The organism is Blautia coccoides (assembly GCF_034355335.1).
Classification (GTDB): Bacteria; Bacillota; Clostridia; order Lachnospirales; family Lachnospiraceae; genus Blautia; species Blautia producta.
Window position 1 is genome coordinate 4,826,123 of sequence record NZ_CP136422.1, and the last position, 23,878, is coordinate 4,850,000.

General features: G+C 47.0%; 17 protein-coding genes, 4 tRNA genes and 1 rRNA gene (1 of these 22 only partly in view). 10 read left to right on the forward strand and 12 right to left on the reverse strand.

Annotated features, from left to right (window positions below; genetic code table 11):
- Positions 1 to 3: 3 nt before the first annotated feature.
- From BLCOC_RS21675 to BLCOC_RS21720, 10 genes are all read right to left on the reverse strand, one after another.
- Positions 4 to 1,584, reverse strand: coding sequence for a hypothetical protein (locus BLCOC_RS21675; protein ID WP_115623346.1), 1,581 nt, complete (start codon positions 1,582 to 1,584; stop codon positions 4 to 6).
- Complete coding sequence (locus tag BLCOC_RS21680; RefSeq protein WP_018594561.1) at positions 1,577 to 2,284, reverse strand: ATP-binding cassette domain-containing protein; 708 nt, start codon at positions 2,282 to 2,284, stop codon at positions 1,577 to 1,579. Before BLCOC_RS21680 ends, BLCOC_RS21675 begins: the two co-directional genes overlap by 8 nt.
- A gap of 169 nt (positions 2,285 to 2,453) precedes the next feature.
- A complete protein-coding gene (locus BLCOC_RS21685; protein WP_165907334.1) occupies positions 2,454 to 6,089 on the reverse strand; it encodes a DUF11 domain-containing protein in 3,636 nt (1,211 codons plus the stop codon).
- An 84-nt stretch (positions 6,090 to 6,173) separates the two neighbouring features.
- Entirely contained in the window at positions 6,174 to 7,319 is a 1,146-nt protein-coding gene (locus BLCOC_RS21690; RefSeq protein ID WP_425458172.1) for a class I SAM-dependent methyltransferase, read from the reverse strand.
- 180 nt (positions 7,320 to 7,499) lie between these two features.
- Positions 7,500 to 8,663 (reverse strand): hypothetical protein, encoded by a 1,164-nt coding sequence (locus BLCOC_RS21695; protein WP_115623348.1) that lies wholly within the window; start codon positions 8,661 to 8,663, stop codon positions 7,500 to 7,502.
- A gap of 25 nt (positions 8,664 to 8,688) precedes the next feature.
- Positions 8,689 to 9,813 (reverse strand): hypothetical protein, encoded by a 1,125-nt coding sequence (locus BLCOC_RS21700; protein WP_115623349.1) that lies wholly within the window; start codon positions 9,811 to 9,813, stop codon positions 8,689 to 8,691.
- A 9-nt stretch (positions 9,814 to 9,822) separates the two neighbouring features.
- Positions 9,823 to 10,677 carry an ABC transporter ATP-binding protein gene (locus BLCOC_RS21705; RefSeq protein ID WP_115623350.1) on the reverse strand — a complete coding sequence of 285 codons (855 nt, stop codon included), beginning with the start codon at positions 10,675 to 10,677 and terminating at the stop codon, positions 9,823 to 9,825.
- Complete coding sequence (locus BLCOC_RS21710) at positions 10,664 to 11,437, reverse strand: hypothetical protein (protein ID WP_115623351.1); 774 nt, start codon at positions 11,435 to 11,437, stop codon at positions 10,664 to 10,666. Before BLCOC_RS21710 ends, BLCOC_RS21705 begins: the two co-directional genes overlap by 14 nt.
- Positions 11,434 to 12,003, reverse strand: coding sequence for an RNA polymerase sigma factor (locus BLCOC_RS21715; protein ID WP_018594568.1), 570 nt, complete (start codon positions 12,001 to 12,003; stop codon positions 11,434 to 11,436). The genes BLCOC_RS21710 and BLCOC_RS21715 overlap by 4 nt, the downstream gene beginning before the upstream one ends.
- 286 nt (positions 12,004 to 12,289) lie before the next feature.
- On the reverse strand, positions 12,290 to 12,685 hold the full coding sequence (locus BLCOC_RS21720; RefSeq protein WP_115623353.1) for a PH domain-containing protein: 396 nt from the start codon (positions 12,683 to 12,685) through the stop codon (positions 12,290 to 12,292).
- Between the two features lie 277 nt (positions 12,686 to 12,962).
- Between BLCOC_RS21720 and BLCOC_RS21725 the strand changes: the two genes are divergently transcribed.
- The 7 genes from BLCOC_RS21725 (at position 12,963) to BLCOC_RS21755 (ending at position 17,827) form a co-directional block, all read left to right on the forward strand.
- Positions 12,963 to 13,034: transfer RNA gene (locus BLCOC_RS21725), tRNA-Glu, on the forward strand.
- 4 nt (positions 13,035 to 13,038) lie between these two features.
- Positions 13,039 to 13,109 (forward strand) — tRNA-Cys (locus BLCOC_RS21730).
- A gap of 21 nt (positions 13,110 to 13,130) precedes the next feature.
- Positions 13,131 to 13,202 (forward strand) — tRNA-Glu (locus BLCOC_RS21735).
- A 75-nt stretch (positions 13,203 to 13,277) separates the two neighbouring features.
- Positions 13,278 to 13,348, forward strand: a tRNA-Cys gene (locus BLCOC_RS21740).
- A gap of 359 nt (positions 13,349 to 13,707) precedes the next feature.
- Entirely contained in the window at positions 13,708 to 14,697 is a 990-nt protein-coding gene (locus tag BLCOC_RS21745) for a uroporphyrinogen decarboxylase family protein (RefSeq protein WP_115623354.1), read from the forward strand.
- Between the two features lie 32 nt (positions 14,698 to 14,729).
- Positions 14,730 to 16,106 (forward strand): MFS transporter, encoded by a 1,377-nt coding sequence (locus BLCOC_RS21750; protein ID WP_115623355.1) that lies wholly within the window; start codon positions 14,730 to 14,732, stop codon positions 16,104 to 16,106.
- A gap of 164 nt (positions 16,107 to 16,270) precedes the next feature.
- Positions 16,271 to 17,827, forward strand: a complete 1,557-nt coding sequence (locus BLCOC_RS21755; RefSeq protein WP_115623356.1) for a PucR family transcriptional regulator — start codon at positions 16,271 to 16,273, stop codon at positions 17,825 to 17,827.
- 5 nt (positions 17,828 to 17,832) lie between these two features.
- Here the strand turns inward: BLCOC_RS21755 and BLCOC_RS21760 are convergent, their stop codons facing one another.
- Positions 17,833 to 18,729, reverse strand: a complete 897-nt coding sequence (locus BLCOC_RS21760; protein WP_115625464.1) for an alpha/beta hydrolase — start codon at positions 18,727 to 18,729, stop codon at positions 17,833 to 17,835.
- 280 nt (positions 18,730 to 19,009) lie between these two features.
- Between BLCOC_RS21760 and BLCOC_RS21765 the strand changes: the two genes are divergently transcribed.
- The 3 genes from BLCOC_RS21765 to BLCOC_RS21775 all read left to right on the forward strand — a co-directional run bounded on the left by BLCOC_RS21765 (position 19,010) and on the right by BLCOC_RS21775 (position 22,608).
- Positions 19,010 to 20,308: a condensation domain-containing protein gene (locus BLCOC_RS21765; protein ID WP_115625465.1), complete on the forward strand. Its 1,299-nt coding sequence runs from the start codon at positions 19,010 to 19,012 to the stop codon at positions 20,306 to 20,308.
- A gap of 21 nt (positions 20,309 to 20,329) precedes the next feature.
- Entirely contained in the window at positions 20,330 to 21,034 is a 705-nt protein-coding gene (locus tag BLCOC_RS21770) for a DUF6320 domain-containing protein (protein ID WP_018594576.1), read from the forward strand.
- 455 nt (positions 21,035 to 21,489) lie between these two features.
- The gene (locus tag BLCOC_RS21775; protein ID WP_167467729.1) at positions 21,490 to 22,608 is read left to right on the forward strand and encodes an MFS transporter; all 1,119 of its coding nucleotides are present in this window, start codon (positions 21,490 to 21,492) and stop codon (positions 22,606 to 22,608) included.
- 235 nt (positions 22,609 to 22,843) lie between these two features.
- Here the strand turns inward: BLCOC_RS21775 and BLCOC_RS21780 are convergent.
- Positions 22,844 to 23,878, reverse strand: a 23S ribosomal RNA gene (locus BLCOC_RS21780); it runs 1,849 nt beyond the window's last position.

Below are 23,878 nucleotides of genomic sequence, written 5' to 3' on the forward strand. Positions count from 1 at the left end.
CAATTAATTCCTGATCCGAAATGTCCTGTCTGCAACACGATAAACCACAACACACGCTGCCACACAATAGAGCAGACAGAAACAAGTCACCACTGTCCCGAACACCAGGGTACTCATCCTAAGCTTCATGAACATAAAACACACAATATAAGTCACCCAGGTAACAATCTTATACGTTCCTCCCACAATCTCTGTCCCCGCATTGTACGGCTGCAGAAGGTAGTAGCAGGTCAGATAGTGCACCGAGAAAAACGCGCTCATAGCCATCACGGACACAAAAAGCAGGAGATAATTCAGCGGATTATCTGTCCCGCCGGAGAAATACAGAAGCACCGGCAGACCGATCCCGATCACAGATGCCGGCAGAAGGTTCACCTTCACGATCTCCCTGAGCCTGATGCGGAACAATTTGAGAATAAATTCCGGCCTCTTATAAAAAGAATAGGTGAGCATACTGTGGTCACAGTTCATAAATAAAGCCTGTGTAAAACTCGTCCCCCGGTTTATCATATACATAATAAACACAAAATAAGGCAAAAACACCATGAGCAGACGGTTTATCTGTCTTCTGAAATCCTCATTGACCTGAAACATAAACAGAAATCCCGCAAACAGGAACAGACAGATCACAGCCTGCCTCTTCACCGATTTCCAAAGTATTTTCTGATGCCTGCGAATAAAAAGCTCATTAAAATATTCAAATCCCTTTTTATTGCTTGTAATCCCCGTGTCCTGGCTGATCAGCTTCCGGTTCTGATCCTCAACCGCTGCTTTTACGGTTGCTTTATAGTCCATACCGTTTCTGAATTTTGATAAAAGCTGTTGATACAGTGTTCGGTAATCATCAAATTTTACCATATAAACGGCTGCCGCACAAGCCCCCGCCACAGAAAGCACCATTAACACAGCCGCAGACCACATGGGCAGAAGGATCCCCAGATAAGGAAGACCGTAGGCCGCTGCCAACAGAACTGCCGTCAAGATCCATCCCAGCTTACCCGGAAGGTTCTCGTCCCTGCTCTCCCCATTCTTTTTAAAATCAATCAGATAATTCCATGCGATCAGCATCTTCACCGCAGCGATAAAAAACGGGAACAGCAGGCAGCCCCACAGAGGAACGCCCCTTCCCATTCCAAACAGGATTGTAAAGGGCAGAAATCCCAGGATACACTTGCCCAGGGCATACACATAATTAGTCAGTGTATAAGACCTGGCGTCCATACGCATCAGGATCATGGCATAATACTTATCATTGCTTGGATTGAACATATACGTGTTCAAATAGGAACCAATAATACTCAGGAAGAACAGAATGTGCACAAACATTCTTCCGTCCCCTTCGCTCTTATAAAGCGCTTCTGCTACCATTACCAATAGAAGAAGATACAGCGCCTTTCCCAGAAAGGTTCCTGTGATCTCCCACAGCACGGCCAGTATATTGGCAAAGATCTTCAGTCCCCGGCTTTTATACAAACTCTCCGGGAGGATCTTTTTGACAATGGGAATCTGCTTCAGGGAATAGAGGATCGTATTCACCCGATATGTATTTTTCAGCGAAAAAGAAATCCGAAAAGTTCTAATCATTCCCTTCCTCCTTCAACGCCCGTATGATTTTGTCTTTAAACTCCCCGTTGTCCAGATCAGTTTTGTCCACTACCTCCAGCTCCCCGTGGTTGAGAATCACGATCTCATCACACAGATCAAGGGCCAGTTCCATAATATGAGTAGAAAAAATAATGATCCTGTCCTGCTTCAATGAGCGAAGAAGCTGCTTCATCTCCTCTGCCACCACCACGTCCAGGGATGTCAGAGGTTCATCCAGAAGGAGAAGCTCAGGCTGGGCGATAATATTGATCAGCATCTGCATCTTATTTTTCATACCATGGGAATAGTCTTTAAGAAGCTTATCCCTGTCATCTTCCTCAATATTCATGATAGAAAAATACGCATCCTCAGATTTTTTATCTGCAATGCTCTTTTCATTGATATCAATAAAAAACTTCAGAAATTCCCTTCCTGTGAGAAATTCCGGAACCGTAGGCGTTGACAGAACATATCCGATATCCTCTGCGCCAATCTCTCTGCGTTCCCCGTCCTCCAGAAGAAAAAAGTCTCCTCCGTCCGTCTTTAAATCCCGATTCAGGCAGTTGAAAAGCGTTGTCTTTCCTGCTCCGTTCCTTCCCAGCAGTCCGTAGATTTTTCCGCTTTCAAAGGTAAATGAAATGTCCTTTAATACCTGCTTCTTCTCGAAGGCTTTTGAAAGATGTTCTATGACAAAATTCATGATGTTTCTCCTCTCCGGCTATGTCAATAGACCTTGAAAATAATAGACACTTATAAAATGATATGTCTATTATAACAGAATTTCCCAACCTGTCATGTGAACATTCTGTAACAATATACCGGACTGCCCTGCAAGCAGAACAGTCCGGCTGTATTTTTTACGCCATATTTTACGGCATGTTATTGAAGAAATCCCGATACACTTTACTCTTCCCAAGAGGCATAGGCCTGCCGGGTTCACAGCAGCGGCACGACTTAACCGGCGTGGTTATGGTCACACTGTCCTCCGGGTAATATTCCTCCGAACCTGCGCCGGATACGGAGGCTGTGTTAGTTATGACACCACAGGCTCTGGCGTGGACCATCCCTGCAATGAGCACAGTGACGGTTTCCCCTCTCCGGATGGTTCCGATCAGCTCTGACCCCTTCCACTCCGACCAGGTTCCTCCGCCGTCCATAGAAAACTGCAGATTCCAGAGTTCCCGGGGAATATAGTCCGTGAGCATAACGTCTTCCGCGTCCGCGGAACCGCTGTTTTCCACCAAAATGGTATAAACCAAATACTCGCAGGGTATGGCACAGTCAGGATAGGCCGTCTTAGTGATAAACAGCTCCGGCATAGGCGCAATGGGTGTCACAAGCTCGATCCTATTATTATCCGGATAAGGATCCTGTGTATTGCTGCTCACCGCCGCAGTGTTTCTAAGCTGTCCTGATGCATTATGAGGCACAAATCCCCTGAGCAGCACGTTCACAAAAGTACCTGCCGCCAGAAATTCTGTTGTCCATGAACCATTCCACAGATTCCAGTTCTCACCGTCATCAACAGAATACTCCAGATTCACCAAAACCGAAGGCATGGTATCCTCCAGTGTCACCTGGACGGCATCCGAAGGGCCAAAATTTTTTACGACAACCTCATAGGTAACAGAGGCTCCCGGTCTGGCAGGATTCGGTTCTGCCGTTTTCCTCACGGACAGGTCGGCTGACACATCCACAGTCACCTCCGCGTCATCTGTATTGTTGCCAGGATCCGGGTCCGGGGTGTCAGAGCTTACAGAGGCTGTATTGTGAAGAGTACCTGTAAAGGACGGCTCGCTCCTTCCTCTTAGGAAAATTTCCACATTTTCTCCTGCATCCAGGGACGTGACTGCATAGGAACCTCCCCAGGGAAGCCAGGTAGTTCCGTTGTCTACGGAATACTCTGCCTCCATCAGATAAGGGGACGCTGTGTCCTTTATAATAACATTTTCAGCTCTTCCCGGCCCCTGATTTTGGGCTGTTATCGTGTATATCACCCTCTGTCCTGCTATGATCCTGTCAGGAGATGCCGTTTTCGTCAGCGTCAGGTCCGCCCCCGGTTCCACTGTCACCTCAGCCTCTGATGAATTATTGTCAGGATCTGGGTCCGGTACAGAGGAGTTCACAGATGCCGTATTCTTCACCGTCCCTGTAAATCCCGGTACTGCCGTCCCCCGCAGCAGTACAGTCACACTGCTTTCTGCCGAAAAAACAGGCCAGGTATAAGAGCCGCTCCAGATATTCCACACACTTCCCCCATTCAGGGAAAATTCCGCATCGGCTATCTCTGCGGGAACTGCATCTGTCAGGGTCACATTTGCCGCATCGGAAGGTCCTCTGTTTTCAATCTCAATACTGTACTGGATTCTCTGCCCCTCATATACGGCAGGCTCCAGCGGTGTTTTAGTCACCGCCAGATCGGCTGACTGGTTGATAAGGACCTCAATGGTATCCGTATTATTGGAAGAATCCGGGTCCGGCGTCTCAGACTGAACTTCCGCCGTATTGGTAAAACTGCCTGCTGCACGCGCCTGAAGATCTCCTCTGATAAGAAAAGATACATGTTCACCTGACGGTAGATCGAACACACCGGTCCGCCCGTCAAACACACTCCAGGTAGCTCCACCGTTGTAGGATATCACGGGATTTTCTATTTCTGCCGGAATATAGTCTGCCACAGTGGCATTTAACGCATTGTCAGGCCCCTGATTACTCACTTCTATTGCAAATTCCACCTGTTTCCCTGCGGTGGCTGGGGACGGATCCGCGCTCTTAGCAACAGACAGATCAGCAGAACGGTTCACTGATGTTATCACTGTAGATGTATTGTTATACGGGTCATCATCCTGAGATACGGTGACAACACGCGCGGTATTCTCCACCTGTGTAGCGGTGCTGCTGCTGAAAATCCCCCGGATAAGAACTGTACGCTCTTCACCGGACTGCATTTCCCCTATATCCAGGCTGCCCGTCCACGGGTTCCAGGTTCCTCCATTATCCGTGCTGTATTCCGGAAGTGTAATTTCCTCCGGGACATCATCTGCGAGCTGCACTTCCAACGCGGGATCAGGCCCCTGGTTTCTGATCAGGATCGTGTAAATGATCTGGTCTCCTTCATTCAGTACATCCGGCACGGCCGTCTTTTCCACTGAGAGATCCGCCAGAGCTTGGATCTGCAGGATATAGTCCTCCACTTCACCGTCAGACGCAGGGCCTACGCTCCTGATGTCCTGTCCCTGCTGCGTCCCTTCCGACAGATCATCCGTGGTGAGCCGGAGTCTGAGAAATGTATGTCCCGGGCGGAGCTGCACTGACGGCGGAACTGTAAAATCCAGGGTGATCATCTGGGTCTGTGAGCTGGACGGGACAGTCTGATGCACAGCCTCATCTTCCTCAAACAGACCATTGTTGTTAAAATCGATCCAGCCGTACAGATTTGCCCCGGTGCCTGTAATATTTCTGACCGCCACGTTTACATGGTACATGGTATCTGTCACTGTCAGGGGGACAGGAGGCACGGCCAGCCCATCATCCTGTATCTGTTTTTCCAGGTCATCCCCGTCTGCCCGGGCATTTTGATGCGCTTCCGTCTCTCCTGTGATCTGAAGCCCCAGCGTCAGACCGTCAGTGATCCTATGCCGCGGTCCGTCACTTGTAAGCAGTGTATTATAATTACCGCTGCCCGCTGTGCCGCCAATATCCGGCGCATCTCCAAAATCCACTTCCAAAGCCGCATAAGGGCACATAGTTCCGTCCTGGAATGAATTCTGTATGGTTGAAGAAAATCTGGCTGCCTGGGCGCGGTTCTGGTCAATCAGATACCGGTAAATGGTTCCATCCCCGCCGGAAACTGCATATAGAACCCCATTCTGGTCCATAACGGCTGCCCCGAAAGCCGTCCCAGGATTCGGTCCTGCGGTGTCAAGGGCTGTCACCTGCCCATCCGGATAAATTCTGTATACGGTTCCGTCATTTGCCACTCCATATAAAACATTCTCCTGGGGACTCCACACCCAGTCGCCTATGTTCAGCGGTTCGGTGAGGGCTGTACCATAATCGTCCGTCTGTTCCACATAGCCAGCTGCCGGATCCACCAGCTTTAAGTATGAGGGAGAACCCGGCCTTAGATCCACAGTATAGAATCTTTGCTCCCCCGATACATACAGATAATAATATCCGTTCAGATCCAGTGTTCCCGCATTATAAAAATCCGCAGGCAGTCCCTGGGGTCTGGGTGTCAGAACATCTGTCCAACCGTCATTTCCCACCCGTACAAGCTGGTTCGCTGTCTGGTCATAACCATAGATATAATTGTCCAGCACATTATAACCAATGGCATTTACATCACTGTCAGGAACCAGATTTCCCCGCAGATCAGCCCTGCCGGTAACCATCTCCACCTCGTACCAGCTTGTGGGCCTTCCGGAAAACAAAATCATTTTAGAATCACAGGTAAAAGGCGCTCTCACCGATGCCCGCCCAGTACCGTCCTTACTTTCCGCCATATTCATACCTCCCGCGTATGTTTCAGTTTTGCCTCCTATAACATATTCGGGCGGAATGGAAAATGTTCTTTATTTTTTAACTGGTCAATACCATCTCACCAGCGGCAGTTCATTGTTGATCCCTTTCGACGCCAGTATCTGATGGATATCTATGACCCCGTTGTGGAATGTAGCCGCACAGGACGCCAGATATAATTCCCACATGCGGACAAATTTTTCATCAAACATTTCTCTCACTTCATCTGTATGTTCCCTGAAATTCTTCTCCCAACACAGAAGAGTCCTGTTATAGTGATTCCGAAGGTTTTCCACATCCATCACATGAAAACTGTCCTCTGCCAGACAGGAGACCATCTCTCTGAGACTTGGCACCACACCTCCGGGAAAGATATATTTTTTGATCCAGGGGTCCCCGGGATGTTCTTTCAGCTCACTAATAAAATGCAGAAGAAGCAGGCCTCCCGGCTTCAGAACGTTATTTATGCAGTTTATGAACAACTGATAGTTTTCACGTCCCACATGTTCAGCCATCCCCACACTCACAACCCGGTCAAATTCCCAATGGCTTTTCTCAAGCTCTCTGTAATCCATAAGTTCCACGGTTAGCAGCTCTTCCAGCCCTTCCTTTCGGATCCTGTTCTGGAATTCCCTGTACTGTTCCTCACTCAGAGTGATCCCTGTTCCTTTGATCTTATATTTTTTAGCTGCCTCTATGAGAAGAAATCCCCAGCCGCATCCAATATCCAAAAGACGCATTCCCTCTTTCAGATACAGCTTTTTCAGAATATAGTCTACTTTATTGACCTGTGCCTGGTACAGTGTATCGTCCTCATGGAGAAAATATCCGCAGGAATAGCTCATGGTCTCATCCAGCCACAGTTTATAGAAATCATTTCCGATGTCATAGTGGCTTCTGACTTCCTTCTGCTGGTTCTTTTTTGCTGTGGAGGAGAAGATGAGCTTTTTCAGCACCTTCTGGTCCATAGCAAACTTATCCATCTGTCCCAGGAAATGGTCCAGCGCCTCGTATAGATCCCCCTCGATCTCCAGGTCATCATTCATGTATGCCTCTCCCAATGCCAGGGATGTGCTTGTAACCAATTCCTTCACGGGAATCATTTTACGGCAGTTCACTGTGAACATGGGCTTCCCCTCCCCGATCAGGAACTCCTTTTCTGAAGTCTTCACCAGAAAGGGATATTCATCAAATTTCTTTAAGAACTGTATCATCATGTTTTCTTCCAGCACTGTTGTTCCTCCTTGCTCTATCCGTGCATTTTCAGGTAACTATTGCGCAGATCTGCTCATTTACTGTTCTGAGAGATCCGCGTAATTTTTGCTCATAGCTGTGTGTATTTAACAGTTACCATTTTTAACATAATTTCCTCAGTTCATACATTTAGCGGCTTCTCAGCCGATATTTCTCCTCCTCTCTGAGATGAACTGCAGCCCTACTGTCAAAATCCCTGTTCCCAGAACAAGAACTGCTGCTGCAGGCACCAGATACTTCCATCTCGTGATCTCCATAAAATGATAGGCCAGAAATGCGCCATAGCACCCTGCCAGAATAACCAGGGGAAGGGCCCAGGCAATGGCTGTGATATAATTTCTGCAGTAACGGGTCACAGCAAAGAGTATCAGCCCTGCGCCCACAGCAGTCATGGCACAGAACAATACATTCATCATTGACATGGTACCCAGAGACCATGGAAACCATCCGATATATCCACTGGCAAAAGAAGCCGCCGGAGCATTCCAGAAATCTATGACGCGGTTCAGTTTTGCGGTCAGCATGTAAAACAAAAACTCTGCCGCGATCAAAATAAACGCCGACAACAGACAGGCTGTCAGTTGATACAGATAATAGTTTCTTCCCTTTCTGCTGCTGTACTGAAGCATTGTCATTCTGTTTCTGTTCTCCTGGACCATATACGGCAGGACCAAAAAAACCACACTGATGATCACAAACGCGGCCCAAAACTGCAGCACCTCAAAGTTATCGCCGATCACCAGAGGAGGCAGGACTCCGAAAACTTCTCTCTCATTCCGGCTGACAACACGTTTTCTCTGCTCCTCATCCAAATTCTCATAATAGGAGGTGGCATCCGCCCCGCTCTGCGCCTCGGACTGATACGTATCCAGATACATGTCGTACACATTCCGCTCAATAGACCGGGTAAATTCCTCGGACACCTCCTTAGCGCTGAAGACATCGTAAATCTCCATCCAAAGGGCAGTGTCCTCCTCACGTGTAAGGCTCTCCTCCGCATTATTAAATTCCTGAAATGTATGAAAGCCATAACTTTGGAACAAGGCATTCTCCCCGATCATTCTGTCAATTTCACTGACACCCTTCTTGGGCGCGTCCGCTTTCATCCTCTCATATTCAGCCGGGGATATAAAATCTCCGTATTTATCGGCAATAGAGGCAGCAATATCCGCCGCCTGATGGTAACTGCCCTCATATATGGATACGTACGGCCTTATAAAAAGGAGAAAATACAGGACTCCAAACGCCAGCAGACACAGACATTTTTTCCAGCTCCAGATTTTTCTCATTTCTTCCAATAACATTGTTTCACCTCCCTAAAATCCTCTGCTATAGATCCTCCGCCATAAATCTTCTTCTGGCGGCATACACTGCTGCCCCCACAACTCCTCCCCACAGAAGAAGCACTGCCGCTTCATAATGGGGCGGGGAAAAAAACGTGCCTCCGCTCACCATCCAGTGACCGGCCTTCCGTGCCAGATCCACAGGATTATACTGCATGGCAAAATAAAATCTGCTGCTCTTTGGAAACAGGGAAGTCACCGTGTAGATCACCGTACAGCCCAATCCCATCTGCACAAAAGATACAAAACTATTCTTATTTCTGGTCACCAGACTGAAACTCATATAGGAAAACAGCAACACCGTAAATAAGGAGATCATAAACTCTACTCCTATATAGCCCGCTGCAGTCAAAGATATTCTGCTGATAATGGGGAAAAAGGAATCCAGCACCATCATACTTCCAATGGGTGTTTTCCAAAGACTCCCCAAGGGGAACAAAACACATGCTGTCAGTAATGTCACGCCCCATATGCAGACCGCAAACAGTATCCCCACAGACGCGGCAGCTCTCCTTTGGCTATCCTGGATCTTCCTCCCTGCCTTCGTAGCGTATACTACATTTGCCGTCCCGGTGGAAAAGGTCTCGCTGACGCTTCTCATCATAAGCAGAACCCCCGCCAGTATGCCTTCCAAAGTACAAAAAAGCGGAATCCATCTGGAAAACAGTTCAAAAAAGTTCCGGCTGCCGGGAACAAAAAAGCTGGCGGCTGTTCCATTCTGTCTGTTCTCTTCCAAAATTTTGTCCAGTTTTCCATACTCTTCTTTTACATACTCCTTTGCCTCTCCTTCAAGCATCAACGATGAAGAAAAGGCCTCCGCCAGGCTCTCACTGTCCAACTCTTTCAGCATATACAGCGTTCCATCCATGATCTGGCGAAAGGTAGGTACCCCTGTTTCCTTTTCATCCATCGGTTCCAGGGCATCCAGATACAGTTCCGCGGAATCCTCACTCAGGGGAAGGCGCAGTTGTTCCCAGGCTTCCCGGCTCCTGAAGACAAGTTCCCTTTGTCCTCCGAAATTGGCCAGTATCCATAGATTGACCAGAACACTTCCTACGAGGATTCCCCAGAACAGGGGACTGCACATCTGATGCTTCCACTCTTCTCTCATCTTATCACCTCATTCCCGATAGGTGTATAAAAATACATCCTCCAGACTGGCTGTGCAGGAATTCCACCCTTCTTCTTTCTTCTCCGCAATAAAACGGATTTCGCAGTTGCCTCCCTCCTGTCGCTGGGATACCACCTGATATTTTCTCTCAAAATCCGCCAGCTCCTCTGTTCTGACTGTAGTGCTGAAGATCTCCCCCTCCAGTGTCATACAAAGATTTTCCACACTGTCATTGGCATACACCTGCTTATCCTTCAGCATGATAATATGATTTGCAATAAATTCCACATCTGAAACAATATGTGTGGAGATGATCACGATCTTATCCCCGGAAAGGGAAGTCAGGATTTTCCTAAACCGCACCCGCTCCTTGGGATCCAGACCTGCGGTTGGTTCGTCCAGGATCAGGATTTCCGGATTCCCTAAAAGGGCCTGGGCAATCCCCACCCGCTGAATCATCCCCCCTGAAAATTTCTTCATCTTTTTTTTCGCCGCTTCTGTAAGTCCCACCTGTTCCAGGAGGCGGGGTATCTCTTTTTTTAGCTGTTCCTTTCTAATCCCCTTTAAAATGCCAATATAGCGCAGGTATCTCTCCGGTGTATAGTCCCGATAATAGCCAAAATCCTGAGGGAGAAATCCCAGTTTCTCCCTGTATTGGTCATCCAGCTTCTGAATCTCTCTGCCCTCCCACAGGATACTTCCCTCCGTTGGATAGAGAAGCGTTGCCATCATTTTCATAAGTGTAGTTTTCCCCGCTCCGTTGGGGGCAAGGAGGCCGTATAATCCGTAATCCAATTCCAGATCAATATCCTTTAGCGCAGTAAAATTCTGATATTTCTTTGTCACATGATCAATTTGCAGCATTTGTATACTCCTTTCTGAACGTCTGCCCGCACAATGCCAGCAGATGACGGATATAGATAAACGCGGCGGCGGCACCTGCTGCCACAAACAAAACCACCGGGATCTGTTCCAGCAATACGGGATACCAATTGGCAGCCAGCCCCATAAATAATAGGTTGCCAACCATCCAGACACCGCTGACGGCTGCCCCCCATGCTATTTTCCTCCCCCTCTCGATTCCAAGCACCAGAAGGAACGAAAAGATCATCAGGGACGCGAACGCCGCCGCCAGAAGTCTGGGAACATCTGCCTGATATCTCACAGCCAGAATGAATGCATACAGCATATTAAATACAAGTCCCAGCAGACTGTTGAATAACATGCGCGCGGTCATCAGGTGGAAAAATGTGTATTTGCAGCTCATAAGCTGTTCATATGTCTGATTCTGCTTTTCCTTCACCAGGGACAGATAAAAAATGGACGCATAGAGAACCGGCGCCCCGGCAAAGATGACACCGTAAGCAGTAACAGAACCAATCCCCACAGCTTTCAGACCAATATAGAAAAAGATCACAGCAAGGCTGAAGGACAGCAAAAGAATATCTGCCATATACGCATATAACTGGCGGATGCCGATTCCGCAGAACATATCCCACAGAAAAGAATCCATTCCCTCCTGCCTGGGAATCCGGCTCAGTTCCTCTGCCAGTTTCAGGTTCTCTTCTTTCCGCCCGGCTTTTTCCCACATACCTTCTAAAAATTCATTCTCCGGCTGCATCATCTCTGTTCCCTCCTCTGCCTCTGTAATTTTTTCCTCGCCCTGTGAAGCAGTATCCTGACCTGGGGAAGATTTTTCCCCATGGCCTCCGCGATCTCCTCATAGGACAATCCATCTACACAGAATAAAATAAGCGCCTGCCTGTAATCCTCTGGCAGCTCTTCTATCCACTGCAGAAGTTCCGCATATTCCTCTTTTTTCACATAAATCTCCTCCGGCGACGGCGGGGAACAGCCCGGCATCTCCATTTTCTCCGCATCCAGTTCCTCTGTCCTATGCCTGGAATTCCTTCTCAGCTCATCCAGTGCCTTGTGCTTCACTACGGCAAACAGATATGTCCTGAATGCACCGGATACGGAGATCCGTTCTCTCTGTACATAGATATCGGCAAAGCTGTCCTGTACAATATCAAGAGCGGACTGTTCATCCCCCAGCATTTTCATGCAGAAGCGCACAGCCTCCCGGTAATGCCTGAGGACCAGCACGTCATAGGCCTGTCTTAAATTTTTATCCCTGACCATTTCCATGAGCTGGTCATCTGTCATATCCCTGAGTTCTTCCCTGTGCATATGATTTCCTCTCTGTTTTTGAAAGCGTATGAACTAAGTGTGCACAAATAGTTTACTTTCTGATCATTAATCGATTCAGATATTCAAAAGTTACACCTGCCGGCCAAAAAATATAAATTTATATGACTGTTCCCCCTCCTCACAGTTAGCTTAGGAATTAATGCGATGCTAAACTGAGTCACACGGACACAAAAAAAGAGCTGTAAAAAAATGAGAACTCTTTTTTCGTGGCTCATTTTTTCACGGCTCCCTTTTAACAACATCCTAAAAATTTTTCTATCGCTCTTCACACCTTGATCTCCGGATTACATCTCAACAATTCTTCGATCAGTCGTTCTCTGTCCCGGACCGCGCATATCATTTCCTGTCTTCTGCCCTTTATCTCGATCCTGTCCAGTGATGCTGCCGTGGCGGAAATGGGATTACAGGTCCTGCGTATCTCCCGGATTTCGGAAATTTCCATGGAATCCTTCATGATCCCAAAATAGACTGCCATCCTGGTTCCATCAATCACCACATAATTCCTCACAACCATAGGAATAAAAATCGCGTTGAAGACCACAAGTGCAGCGCCGATCTCAGCAGACACCCCGCTTGACTCCACCAATTCATAAACCATCAAAACATTTCCGGCCAAAAATATGATCCAGAACCATGCTGCTATTTTTCCTTTGAATTTCATATACGATCACCTCTCTCATGCATTCCCGTCAATGTGTGCCCAAAACACTTTCCTCATGCAGTGCGCTGTAGTTTAAACTAAGTATACACTACATATTCCATTGACACAATTTGTTCTCCCGTTTTTTTTCAAAAACATAAACAGAATAGTTATAGGAGAATATTATGATCAAACGGGGGAATCCTGTTTTGTGTGAGTAGTGTAAATTTTTGAAAAAAATGCTTGCAATTTGTATTTTCTTATGCTATCATTATCCATGGTCGCTCCGTTAAAACACGGCTCCATGGTCAAGCGGTTAAGACACCGCCCTTTCACGGCGGTAACAGGGGTTCAAATCCCCTTGGAGTCACTCAGGCGCCATAGCCAAGTGGTAAGGCAAAGGTCTGCAACACCTCTATCACCAGTTCAAATCTGGTTGGCGCCTCTTTTATCTATTTATCTTAACGGCTCCATGGTCAAGCGGTTAAGACACCGCCCTTTCACGGCGGTAACAGGGGTTCAAATCCCCTTGGAGTCATTTTTTACTTGCATATTTTTGAAAATGTGGTAATATAATATAGTGTAATATCTCTTTAAACAGAATAACATATATGGCGCCATAGCCAAGTGGTAAGGCAAAGGTCTGCAACACCTCTATCACCAGTTCAAATCTGGTTGGCGCCTCTCAAGCCCGGAACTTCATGTTTCCGGGCTTTTTTTATTTCTGCTGTCAGCAGCACCCAAATCCATCATTATGTCTAATATCAGCCTTCTAATTTCCCATATTTGATTAATTGTGCACATAAGGAAATGCCCTTATAATAATATTATAAACGTAACTGTTCAGTACCCTCATAACTGCGGGCGAAAATCTATGCAGAATCACTTTTTGCCATGTTTTTTTGCCCGCCCGCTGAATAGTTACGAATAAACAGCAGAACGTACAAAATATAGAAAGGAGTATAACTGTTCAGCGCCCTCTCTGTTATGGACAAAATCTATACTGAATTGCCCCGCTGAATAGTTTACAAAGGTGTTAAACTATGTTATCAAAAAGACAAAATTTATTAGAAACCATCCGCGGAGGTCATCCGGACAGATACGTAAATCAGTATGAGGCAATCGCCATGCTCTACGGCACACCTTATTCTATGAGAAACGCCATGCCCACCAAGGGCGGCCCTAATGTAAAAAATGCATGGGGTGTTACCATTTCCTTCCCGGAAGGAATGCCCGGCCCATTCCCGGTACACGATGAAGAGCATATCGTCTGCAAGGATATTACCCATTGGAGAGATTATGTAAAAGCACCGAATGTAAAATTCTCCGCTGAAGAGTGGGCACCCTTCGTTGCAGAAGCCGAGAAAATCGACAGGGATGAATATTTCGTTGCCCCCTTTGTGGCTCCTGGTATCTTTGAACAGTGCCATTATCTTCTGGAAATCCAGAACTGTTTGATCCAGTTCTATGAAGAACCTGACTACATGCATGAACTGATCGACTACATCACAGACTGGGAACTGGCTTATGCAGAAGAAATCTGTAAATATTTAAAACCGGATGCCCTCTTCCACCACGATGACTGGGGTTCCAGAAACAGCTCCTTTATCTCCCCACAGATGTTCAAAGAGTTCTATGAACCTGCTTATAAGAAAGTTTACGGATATTATAAAGAACACGGTGTTGAGGTTATTATCCATCACTCAGATTCCTACGCTGCCAATCTGGTGCCTTCCATGATCGAAATGGGAATCGACATCTGGCAGGGTGTCATGAGTACCAACAATATTCCGGAGCTGATTGAAAAATACGGCGGTCAGATCACATTTATGGGCGGTATTGACAGCGGTGAAGTGGACAGGGAGGACTGGAGCAGAGAACATATTGCACAGGAAGTAGAACGTGTCTGTAAAGAAAACGGCACAAAATTCTTTATCCCCTGCAACACCATGGGCGGACCGGAATCCATATTCCCGGGTGTGTATGAGACCATTACCGAAGAGATCGCCAAAGTCAGCGATAAAATCTTCTGACATAAATACACCCCCTGGAAGGAGATACATTTATGCCGGATAAAAAAGAACGGAATGGTTTGAGCACCTCATTAAAACGGTTCTTCGGTGTAGGTGATTTCGGCTTTACGCTGATGTCCAACATTGATACCTTTTATGCGACCTACTTTTTTACAAATATTGCAAAGTTTTCCCTGGGTGTCATCACAGTGATGACCACCATCTCCGCAGTGGTGGACGCTGTCCTCTCCTGCCTGTATGGTCCTTTTCTGAATAAGATAAAGCCGAAAAAGTGGGGGCGCTACCGCTCCTGGCTGATCCTGACACCCTGGATGGTCCCTTTCCTCTATGCTATGCAGTTTATAAAGATCGGCAATGGGCTGGCTGCCGCTGTGTTTGTTACCCTGGCCATGATAACCAGCCGTATTGCGTGGAATATTCCATACATTGCTAATATTTCCATGATCAACATTGCCGGCAGGACACCTAAGGAGAGAATGACGCTGTCCTCAACCAGGATGGTGTGGACTTCCCTGGCGTCTGTGGTTTATTCTTACGCCGGACCTGCCGCCGTCTCTGTCTTTGCTGCGTGGCTTGGAGAGAAAAATGCCTATGCTGCCACTGCATTTGCCTTTTCCGCATTAATGGCCGCCGGTTTTTACGCTCATTTTTCCATGTTTAAGGGTTATGAGATGACCAAAGAGGAGGAACTGCAGATGATGGCCGGACAGTCCGCATCTGCGCAGACTGCACAGGATGCCCCAAAAGTCCATGCTCTGGACGCGATCCGGTGCAACCCGCATCTGCTGTGGCTGTTTTTATCCTGTATCACAAAATATATTGTGCTGTTCCTAGTAAACGGACTGGCTATCTATTACTTTACCTACATCGGCCAAAATGCAGGTCTGCTGACTACCTTTGTCTTTGCAGCCAATCTGCTTGGCGTTGTGGCTTCCTACGTATCAAAATTTATTGTCGCCAGATTTACCGCAAAGAAAACCGTGGTCTGCTCTTACTTTTTGATGGCACTCATCGCCACCGGAGCCTTCTTTGCCTACAGTCAGACCTGGGTGGTTATGGCCGCCATGTGCGCAGTCATGTTCATACTGGTATTGACCAACGCCTGCGACCCGGAGCTGTTCTCTAACTGTGCGGCTTACAGCGGAAAAAAACTGGGTTACGACGTAACCGGAACTGTCATGGGTCTTTTAACTGTGCCGATCAAATTAGGTATTGTTTCAAGAGGTATCCTGATTTCAGCCTGTCTGGCACTTGCCCAGTTTAACTCGGAGATAGACCCATCTATGGCTACTCCGCAGCTTCAGAGAGGGATCAGCATGGGATTTATGATCATTCCCGCTGTTGTGATCCTGCTGGGTGCTGTGCTTCTGGCCTTCGGCTATAGATTAGACCAGGATACAACAGCTTGAAGCAGTAAAAGATAAAATCACCACTGGTAAAAAACCCTCTGTTACGATAAAATAAGAATCAAACGGAGATCTTTTGAATCCGTCCGTTTTCCGGCGGGGCTGAACAGCCTTTGCCGGAAAATGGATGGATTTTGCCGTGTAAATAAGATTTTGGAGGAAATGCCATGACTGAGAATCACGCCGCACCTGCAGGCCTTCTGCTGAGTATGCAGATTTTATATGAAAAATTGAAAGAACATGAAATTTCTGTCTCTCTGCTGCCGCCAAGTGAAGAACCCTGTCTGACAGGCGTACAATTCTATACCGGACAGCAGGACTTATCAAGGGCATTTCTCTATCTTGCCGATCCCGAAACTCTCTCGTCACATCCTTTTCCGTTATCGGATGGCTTTTTGGCAGTGAACAGAGTACCTGCAGCGGGAAGTGTCCAGAACTCCTGTTCCTGTCTCATATTCCCGGAAACGATGTCTCTGCCGGAAGTATTCAATGCCCTGCAACAGATTTTTACCGGATACTCTCTCCTTGAACGGAAGCTCAATGACATTTTGAACCGGGACGGCAGCCTCTATGATATTACGGTGGCCGCACTGGAACATTTTCACAATCCCGTATTCATCCACGATGAATACTTTCATATTCTGGCCTGTCCCCGCCATTTTGAGGGAGCGCTTAATTTTACCTATAATGAACAGACCAAACGGTATATGCAGGATTTGAACACCATCAATTTTTTCTGGACAAGCCCGGCGTATAAAAAAACACTGACCACCTCAGGCGGACAGTTTTGGGACAGTGATTTTAACAATGACCGCTGTATCTATGTCAATTTATGGATGAATGGAAATTACAGAGGAAGATTTATCATATCAGAAATGGAAACACCTGTGACACGGGGACAGCTCTATGTGGCTTCCTATTTTGCGGAGATCATAAAACTGGCACTTCTGAGGCGCAATGACTCCGGGGAAGACGAGCGTCATCCTCTGGAAAAGCTGATCATAGACACCATAAGCGGTACAGAGACAGACCGTCTCGATATCAGCCGCAAACTGGAGATACTGGGATGGGAGGAAGCAGACCAGTATCTGTGCGGTATCATCTCTTTTGAGAGCACAGATGTGACAAAGCTCTCGGTGTACAGCATCTGCAATGAGATCGAGGAGCGTATTGAGGCCTGCCATGCCTGCTACTATAAAGGCCATATTTATCTGCTGATCAATATCAGCAAAAGCCGGATCACCTCCCAGGATCTGCGCATGAAAATGTCCTACATTATAAGGGAAGGACTTCTTAGAATGGGTGTATCCTATCCCTTCCACGGTTTTTCAACACTGGCCATCCACCTGAAACAGGCCCAGATCGCACTCAGCTACAGCCAAATGGAGCGGGTGCCCCATTGGTATAATGAATTCCGGGATTATGTATTAAAATACTGGCTGCTGGAGGGAACCGGTGATTTTACCAAGGAGAGTATTGCTCCGGATGCCCTGCATCAGCTCCGCCATTATGACAGAGAGCACAGCACTGAGCTGTACGAAACCCTGAAAACTTATCTGATGAATGAGAGGAACAGTACACTTACTGCACAGCTCCTCAAAATTAACAGAAGCACTCTTCCCCACCGGCTGAACCGCATCGCACAGCTTACAGGGGCAAATTTGGATGATTTTATGACACGGCTATATCTGATGATGGGATTTTACATATTAGACTATATCTGATCTTGCTATCTGCAGATGTCAAAGATAAATTCCGCCATCTGATCCATGGCATCATAGGCAGTCTTAAAGGGTGACATCTGAAAGACATGCCACATACCGCTGTAAAAATCAAGCTGTACCTGGACATGGTATTTTCTCAGCCGCTTCTGCAGATTGAGAGAGTCGGAGAGAAGAATTTCATTCTCCCCCACTTGGATATAGGTAGGCGGAAAGCCCGTGAAATCCGCAAAAAGAGGAGAGATATAGGGATTGTTCAACTCCCGTCCCTGGGCATAGTCCTGGATCGCCTTATCTATATATTCCTCGGAAAGGATAGGGTCGATCTCTGCCTTCTGCTCATGGGATTTTCCGCTCTTTGTGAGATCCGTCCAAGGAGAGAAAAGGATAATCCCTCTCGGAAGGATACGGCCCTGTCCTTTTAATACCTGCACAAGATTGAGTGCCAAATTCCCCCCGGCGGAGTCACCTGCCACGATCACGTCCCTGGCACCGTATCCGAAATGCATGAGATGATCCCAAACCTTTACAGCATCCTCCAGCGCCGCGGGAAAGGGGCACTCCGGCGCAAGGCGGTAATCAAAACTCAGAACATCCATGGAGGTGGTGCTGGCTAGCTTATTGGTGATACTTCTGGCATACCGGAAACTTCCCGTATTATAGCCGCCGCCATGACAGTAGAGGATCACATATTTTTTCATATGCCTTCTGTCCACACTGACCCACTCGGCAGGAATCCCGTCTATCTCAAAATTTTTATATTTCATATCTTTACTCTTTGAAAAAATCCCGCTTATATTTTCCTGAGATGCCCTCTGCTTCTCCACATCGGGACTTTCAACCAGTGTATGCATCTTTTTGATGGCTTTCATTAAGCTCTGATTGGTCTTCAGATTAATTTCCATAAAGTTCTCCTTCTCCTCCTGGTATCCTGCCAGCATATTTTCATTCTATCACAGTACAGACCATCCGTCCATTCGTTACTATTCAGCCTTTCGGTTTCATAGCAACAAAAGCATGCACACAGACTGCAAAAACTGCAGTCTGGCGCGTGGCTGCCTCGGTATTGCCTTGCAAATACAAGGCAATACCTCGCGGGACAGTGAATGGCTGAACTGTTACGTCCATTCCGGTTTCTTTTCTGTTTTTATTGATAATTTTCCCGTATCATCTTATAATAAACCTATGGAGAAAAAAACAAACAAAAACCGTGCTACATGGTACAAATTAGATTTATCTGCAAATGTATATCCCACACTGCAGCGAAAAAATTTTTCCAGTGTCTACCGGATCACCATGATTATGAAAGAAGAGGTGGATCCCCCCCTGCTGCAGAAGGCTGTGGATCTGGCACTGCCCCGTTTTCCTGCATTTAAGGTAGCGCTGAAAAAAGGTCTGTTCTGGAGATATCTGGAACCAAACGACAGACCCGGGCCTTTTGTCCAGCCGGATATTGTGAATCCCTGTATGCCTATGTCCTTTAAGGCAAATAACAGATATCTGATCCGGATATACTATTACCATAAAAAAATATCTCTGGAAATGTTTCATTCCCTTTCCGACGGAAACGGCGCTTTGTATCTGCTGAGAACCATCACGGCCGTGTATCTGCGCCTGCAGGGGCACGAGATTCCCAGTTGTGACGGCGTACTGGACATTCATGAGGAACCGGACCCGGAGGAGCTTGAGGACGCGTACCTGCGTTATGCCTCCTCAAAAGTAAAACCGGCACGCACAAATGGCAGTGCCTACCGCGTCATAGGAACAAAGGAACCTTTTTATACGCTGAACATTATCACGGGGATCATGCCTGTGGATAAGATTTTAAAAGTTGCCAGAAACTATAAGGCATCAATAACCGAATACCTGAATGCCGTGCTCCTCTATTCCCTTCTGGAAAAGCAAAAAGCCGACCATGTATTCCGTGAAAAGCCCGTAAAGCTTGCGCTGCCTGTAAACCTGCGTAAATTCTTTCCGTCTATCACACTGCGCAATTTTATCACTATGGTATACCCTTCCATAGATCCCAGAATGGGTGAGTACACCTTTGAGGAGATCCTGGTGCAGGTACACCATTACATGAGGTATTATATCAACAACAAATTCCTCAACGCTGACATTACCACCAACGCTTCCACCCAGCAGAGCCCTTTCATCCGTATTGTTCCTCTGTTTTTAAAGGATTATGTTGTCAGACAGTTCTACATCCGGGTGCAGGACCGGCAGTCAACAGCAGGTCTGACCAATCTGGGCATCGTGCAGGTTCCGAAGGAGATGAAACCATATGTGGAGCGTTTTGACGTGCTCATGGGCCAGCCCTTTTCAGCCAGGACCAACTGCGCTGTTGTCAGCTATGAAAATACCTTGACCATAAGTTTTGCCAGCAGTATTGTGGAAGCCGATGTGGAACGCATATTCTTCCGCAAACTGGTGTCTGACGGAATTCCGGTCAAAATAGAAAGCAACCGAGAAACCAAGGATTAGATAAATTCGGAGGAATCCTTTATGTCATACTGTGTGAACTGCGGGGTGGAACTTGACAAGACCTGTGAGGTCTGCCCCCTGTGCAATACAAAAGTCGTCAATCCCAAACAGCCGCCGGATACCACTGCTCCTAAGCCCTTCCCCTCCTTAGAAGGCCATGCTGAGCCGGTGGACCGCGCCGATATCACAATTCTCATGACCGTTATGCTGGCTACCACAGCCGTGGTCTGCGGCCTGTTAAATTTATTTTTCTTTCAGTACGGAAGCTGGTCACTGTATGTGATCGGAATCTGCGTAGTTCTGTGGATTTTTTTCCTGCCTCTGTTCTTTTCGGCAAAATTAAATCCCTATGTGAGCCTTTTGCTGGACGGCATGAGTATTGCCATGTATTTTGGGATCATTGCCTGGCTGCATCCGGGTAATGGATGGTACTTTAAGCTAGCGGTTCCTATGATCGGCATTGTCACGCTGCTCATACTCATCTTCGCATTCTGCCTCAGATACAGACACCGTTCCGTTCTGTCCCTTGCCGCAGTGATCCTGGCAGAAATCGCGGCTCTGACCGTATGTATTGAACTGCTGATCCATAATTATTACGAACAGCCTCTGTCCCTGTCCTGGTCTGCTGTAGTGCTTACGTGTTCCGTTATCATTGACGGCGCTCTGATCACGATTCTAAGAAGAAGCAGCCTGAGGAACGAAGTCAGGAGAAGGATGCATATATAAAACTGCAGGAAAAAGCCGTACAGACGATTTTCACGCTCGTCTGTACGGCTTTTATGTAGGGAGATTTTATTTTTTAAATTCTGCATTTTTCCTGTATTCCGTAGGTGAAATGCCACAGGCTGATGGCTCAAATTTTAATCTGGTGTCATTTTTTCAGGTACGATGGATTCCTCAATCATAAAGTCTGAAATTCACTGAATTTTGTAGGATTTTAAGAGATTACCTGCTTTACTTAATGGTCCTCTTTCCTTATAATGAAGAAAGGTCACTCACACTAATACGATGAAAGGGAACTCTTACACACTATGAAATCTTACCCCTTAAGAAACAAAATCAGAAATCATGTTCTGGTACAGACCTTCCTCCAGTTAAAAGGAAATCCCAAGTGGTCCATCTGTACAGAACCCCTTTGGTTCATCCCCTATTCCCTCTTTTCCCCTTATCAGGCACTTTATATGAGGAAGATTGGGCTTTCCAGTCTGGAGATCGGGACCACCCTCTCACTGGGCTTCCTTTTACAGGTTTTCTTTGCATTTATCGGAGGCGCTCTGACCGACAAAATGGGGCGGCGCAAGGCAACTGTGATCTTTGATACTATATCCTGGAGCATCCCCTGCTTTATATGGGCCTTTTCACAGAACTTCTGGCATTTTCTGATAGCGGCCGCCATCAATGCCTCCTTTCAGATCACCAATACTTCCTGGAACTGCCTGTTTATCGAGGATTGTCCTCCGGAGCATATCACCAATGCGTTTACACTGATACAGATATGCGGAATGCTTTCCGTATTCTTTGCTCCGCTTTCTATCTGGCTGCTGAAAATATACGATCTGGTATCTGTATTCCGTGTGATTTTCTTTATATCGGGGATATCTATGACAGCCAAATTTGTTCTTCTTTACAGATTCGGAGGCGAAACCAGGATTGGCAGACAGCGAATGGAAGAGACCAGGAATATGTCTTACTTTTCCATGCTGACCGGATATAAAGATATCTTTTTTCAGATCATACGTTCTTCCAGAATGCGTCTTGTGGTTTACATAATGACACTTACCAATATACTGCTGATCGCCACCACTAATTTTTTCTCGCTTTATATCACAGAGAGTCTGCATATTTCAGAAGAACTGGTAGCTGTCTTTCCGCTTATAAGGACTATCATCATGATTCTCTTTGTGGTGTTCCTGCAGAATCTGTTTCACCGTCTCAGGATCAGAAATTCCATGATCATCGGATTTTTCATCTACATAGCCAGCCATATACTCCTGATCCTCTGTCCCGAGAAAAATCTGCTTCTGGTGATGTTATACACAATCCTGGAATCTTCAGCCTATGCTATTGTCATTCCGCGGAAGGACGCACTTATGGCACTGTTCGTTGACGAGAAGGAGCGCTCCAGGATCTACGCGCTTTATAACATGCTGATGATCGGCCTTTCTGTTCCGTTCGGAAGCCTGATCGGATGGTTCTATGACCTGGATCCCTCTTATCCTTTCTACTTCAATATTTGTGTTTTCTTTTTGGGACTCATGATCCTATCCTTCTCTAAAGACTTAAAACAAGAAAAACATTGATCGATCTCAAAATAAAAAATCCACAGTACACACCTTGTTAAATGGCGTACTGTGGATTTTTATATATATCGTAATCGTCAAGGTTACTTAGAATCAAAATTCCTTGAAATTAAAAAATCCTATAAACAATTATGTCTATAGGATATCATACTCATATATTTCCCATGTATCTTCAAAACCGCATATACAAAACACAAAAACCTTTTTTCAAACCCGCCGTTTGCACTTTCGTGCTCAGGTCAAGCCCTCGACCGATTAGTAGCAGTCAGCTCCATACATTGCTGCACTTCCACCTCTGCCCTATCCACCTCGTCGTCTTCAAGGGGTCTTACTTCTTTATGAATGGGATATCTCATCTTGAGGGGGGCTTCACGCTTAGATGCCTTCAGCGTTTATCCCTTCCAGGCTTGGCTACCCTGCCATGCAGTTGGCACTGCAACAGGTACACCAGCGGCCCGTCCATCCCGGTCCTCTCGTACTAAGGACAGCTCCTCTCAAATATCCTACGCCCACGCCGGATAGGGACCGAACTGTCTCACGACGTTCTGAACCCAGCTCGCGTACCGCTTTAATGGGCGAACAGCCCAACCCTTGGGACCTACTACAGCCCCAGGATGCGATGAGCCGACATCGAGGTGCCAAACCACTCCGTCGATGTGAACTCTTGGGAGTGATAAGCCTGTTATCCCCAGGGTAGCTTTTATCCGTTGAGCGATGGCATTCCCACTTAATACCACCGGATCACTAAGCCCTACTTTCGTACCTGCTCCACCCGTCGGTGTCGCAGTCAAGCTCCCTTCTGCCTTTGCACTCTGCGAATGGTTTCCAACCATTCTGAGGGAACCTTTGGGCGCCTCCGATACTCTTTCGGAGGCGACCGCCCCAGTCAAACTCCCCGCCTGGCATTGTCCCACCGCCGGTTAACGGCGGCTGGTTAGAAGCCCAATACTGCAAGGGTGGTATCCCAACAGTGGCTCCATGGCAACTGGCGTCACCACTTCTTAGCCTCCCACCTATCCTGTACATGCAATACCGGACCCCAGTACCAAACTGGAGTAAAGCTCCATGGGGTCTTTCCGTCCTGGCGCAGGTAACCAGCATCTTCACTGGTACTTCAATTTCACCGGATGCATTGCCGAGACAGCGCTCAAATCATTACGCCTTTCGTGCGGGTCGGAACTTACCCGACAAGGAATTTCGCTACCTTAGGACCGTTATAGTTACGGCCGCCGTTTACTGGGGCTTAAATTCAATGCTTCGTCTCCTGACA

Coding starts and splice junctions, on each gene's coding strand:
- BLCOC_RS21675 (WP_115623346.1), bottom strand. CDS start 1,584: ATGATTAGAACTTTTCGGATTTCTTTTTCGCTGAAAAATACATATCGG.
- BLCOC_RS21755 (WP_115623356.1), top strand. CDS start 16,271: ATGACTGAGAATCACGCCGCACCTGCAGGCCTTCTGCTGAGTATGCAG.
- BLCOC_RS21770 (WP_018594576.1), top strand. CDS start 20,330: ATGTCATACTGTGTGAACTGCGGGGTGGAACTTGACAAGACCTGTGAG.
- BLCOC_RS21720 (WP_115623353.1), bottom strand. CDS start 12,685: ATGAAATTCAAAGGAAAAATAGCAGCATGGTTCTGGATCATATTTTTG.
- BLCOC_RS21685 (WP_165907334.1), bottom strand. CDS start 6,089: ATGGCGGAAAGTAAGGACGGTACTGGGCGGGCATCGGTGAGAGCGCCT.
- BLCOC_RS21750 (WP_115623355.1), top strand. CDS start 14,730: ATGCCGGATAAAAAAGAACGGAATGGTTTGAGCACCTCATTAAAACGG.
- BLCOC_RS21760 (WP_115625464.1), bottom strand. CDS start 18,729: ATGGAAATTAATCTGAAGACCAATCAGAGCTTAATGAAAGCCATCAAA.
- BLCOC_RS21765 (WP_115625465.1), top strand. CDS start 19,010: ATGGAGAAAAAAACAAACAAAAACCGTGCTACATGGTACAAATTAGAT.
- BLCOC_RS21680 (WP_018594561.1), bottom strand. CDS start 2,284: ATGAATTTTGTCATAGAACATCTTTCAAAAGCCTTCGAGAAGAAGCAG.
- BLCOC_RS21745 (WP_115623354.1), top strand. CDS start 13,708: ATGTTATCAAAAAGACAAAATTTATTAGAAACCATCCGCGGAGGTCAT.
- BLCOC_RS21775 (WP_167467729.1), top strand. CDS start 21,490: ATGAGGAAGATTGGGCTTTCCAGTCTGGAGATCGGGACCACCCTCTCA.
- BLCOC_RS21695 (WP_115623348.1), bottom strand. CDS start 8,663: ATGTTATTGGAAGAAATGAGAAAAATCTGGAGCTGGAAAAAATGTCTG.
- BLCOC_RS21710 (WP_115623351.1), bottom strand. CDS start 11,437: ATGATGCAGCCGGAGAATGAATTTTTAGAAGGTATGTGGGAAAAAGCC.
- BLCOC_RS21700 (WP_115623349.1), bottom strand. CDS start 9,813: ATGAGAGAAGAGTGGAAGCATCAGATGTGCAGTCCCCTGTTCTGGGGA.
- BLCOC_RS21715 (WP_018594568.1), bottom strand. CDS start 12,003: ATGCACAGGGAAGAACTCAGGGATATGACAGATGACCAGCTCATGGAA.
- BLCOC_RS21705 (WP_115623350.1), bottom strand. CDS start 10,677: ATGCTGCAAATTGATCATGTGACAAAGAAATATCAGAATTTTACTGCG.
- BLCOC_RS21690 (WP_425458172.1), bottom strand. CDS start 7,319: ATGATACAGTTCTTAAAGAAATTTGATGAATATCCCTTTCTGGTGAAG.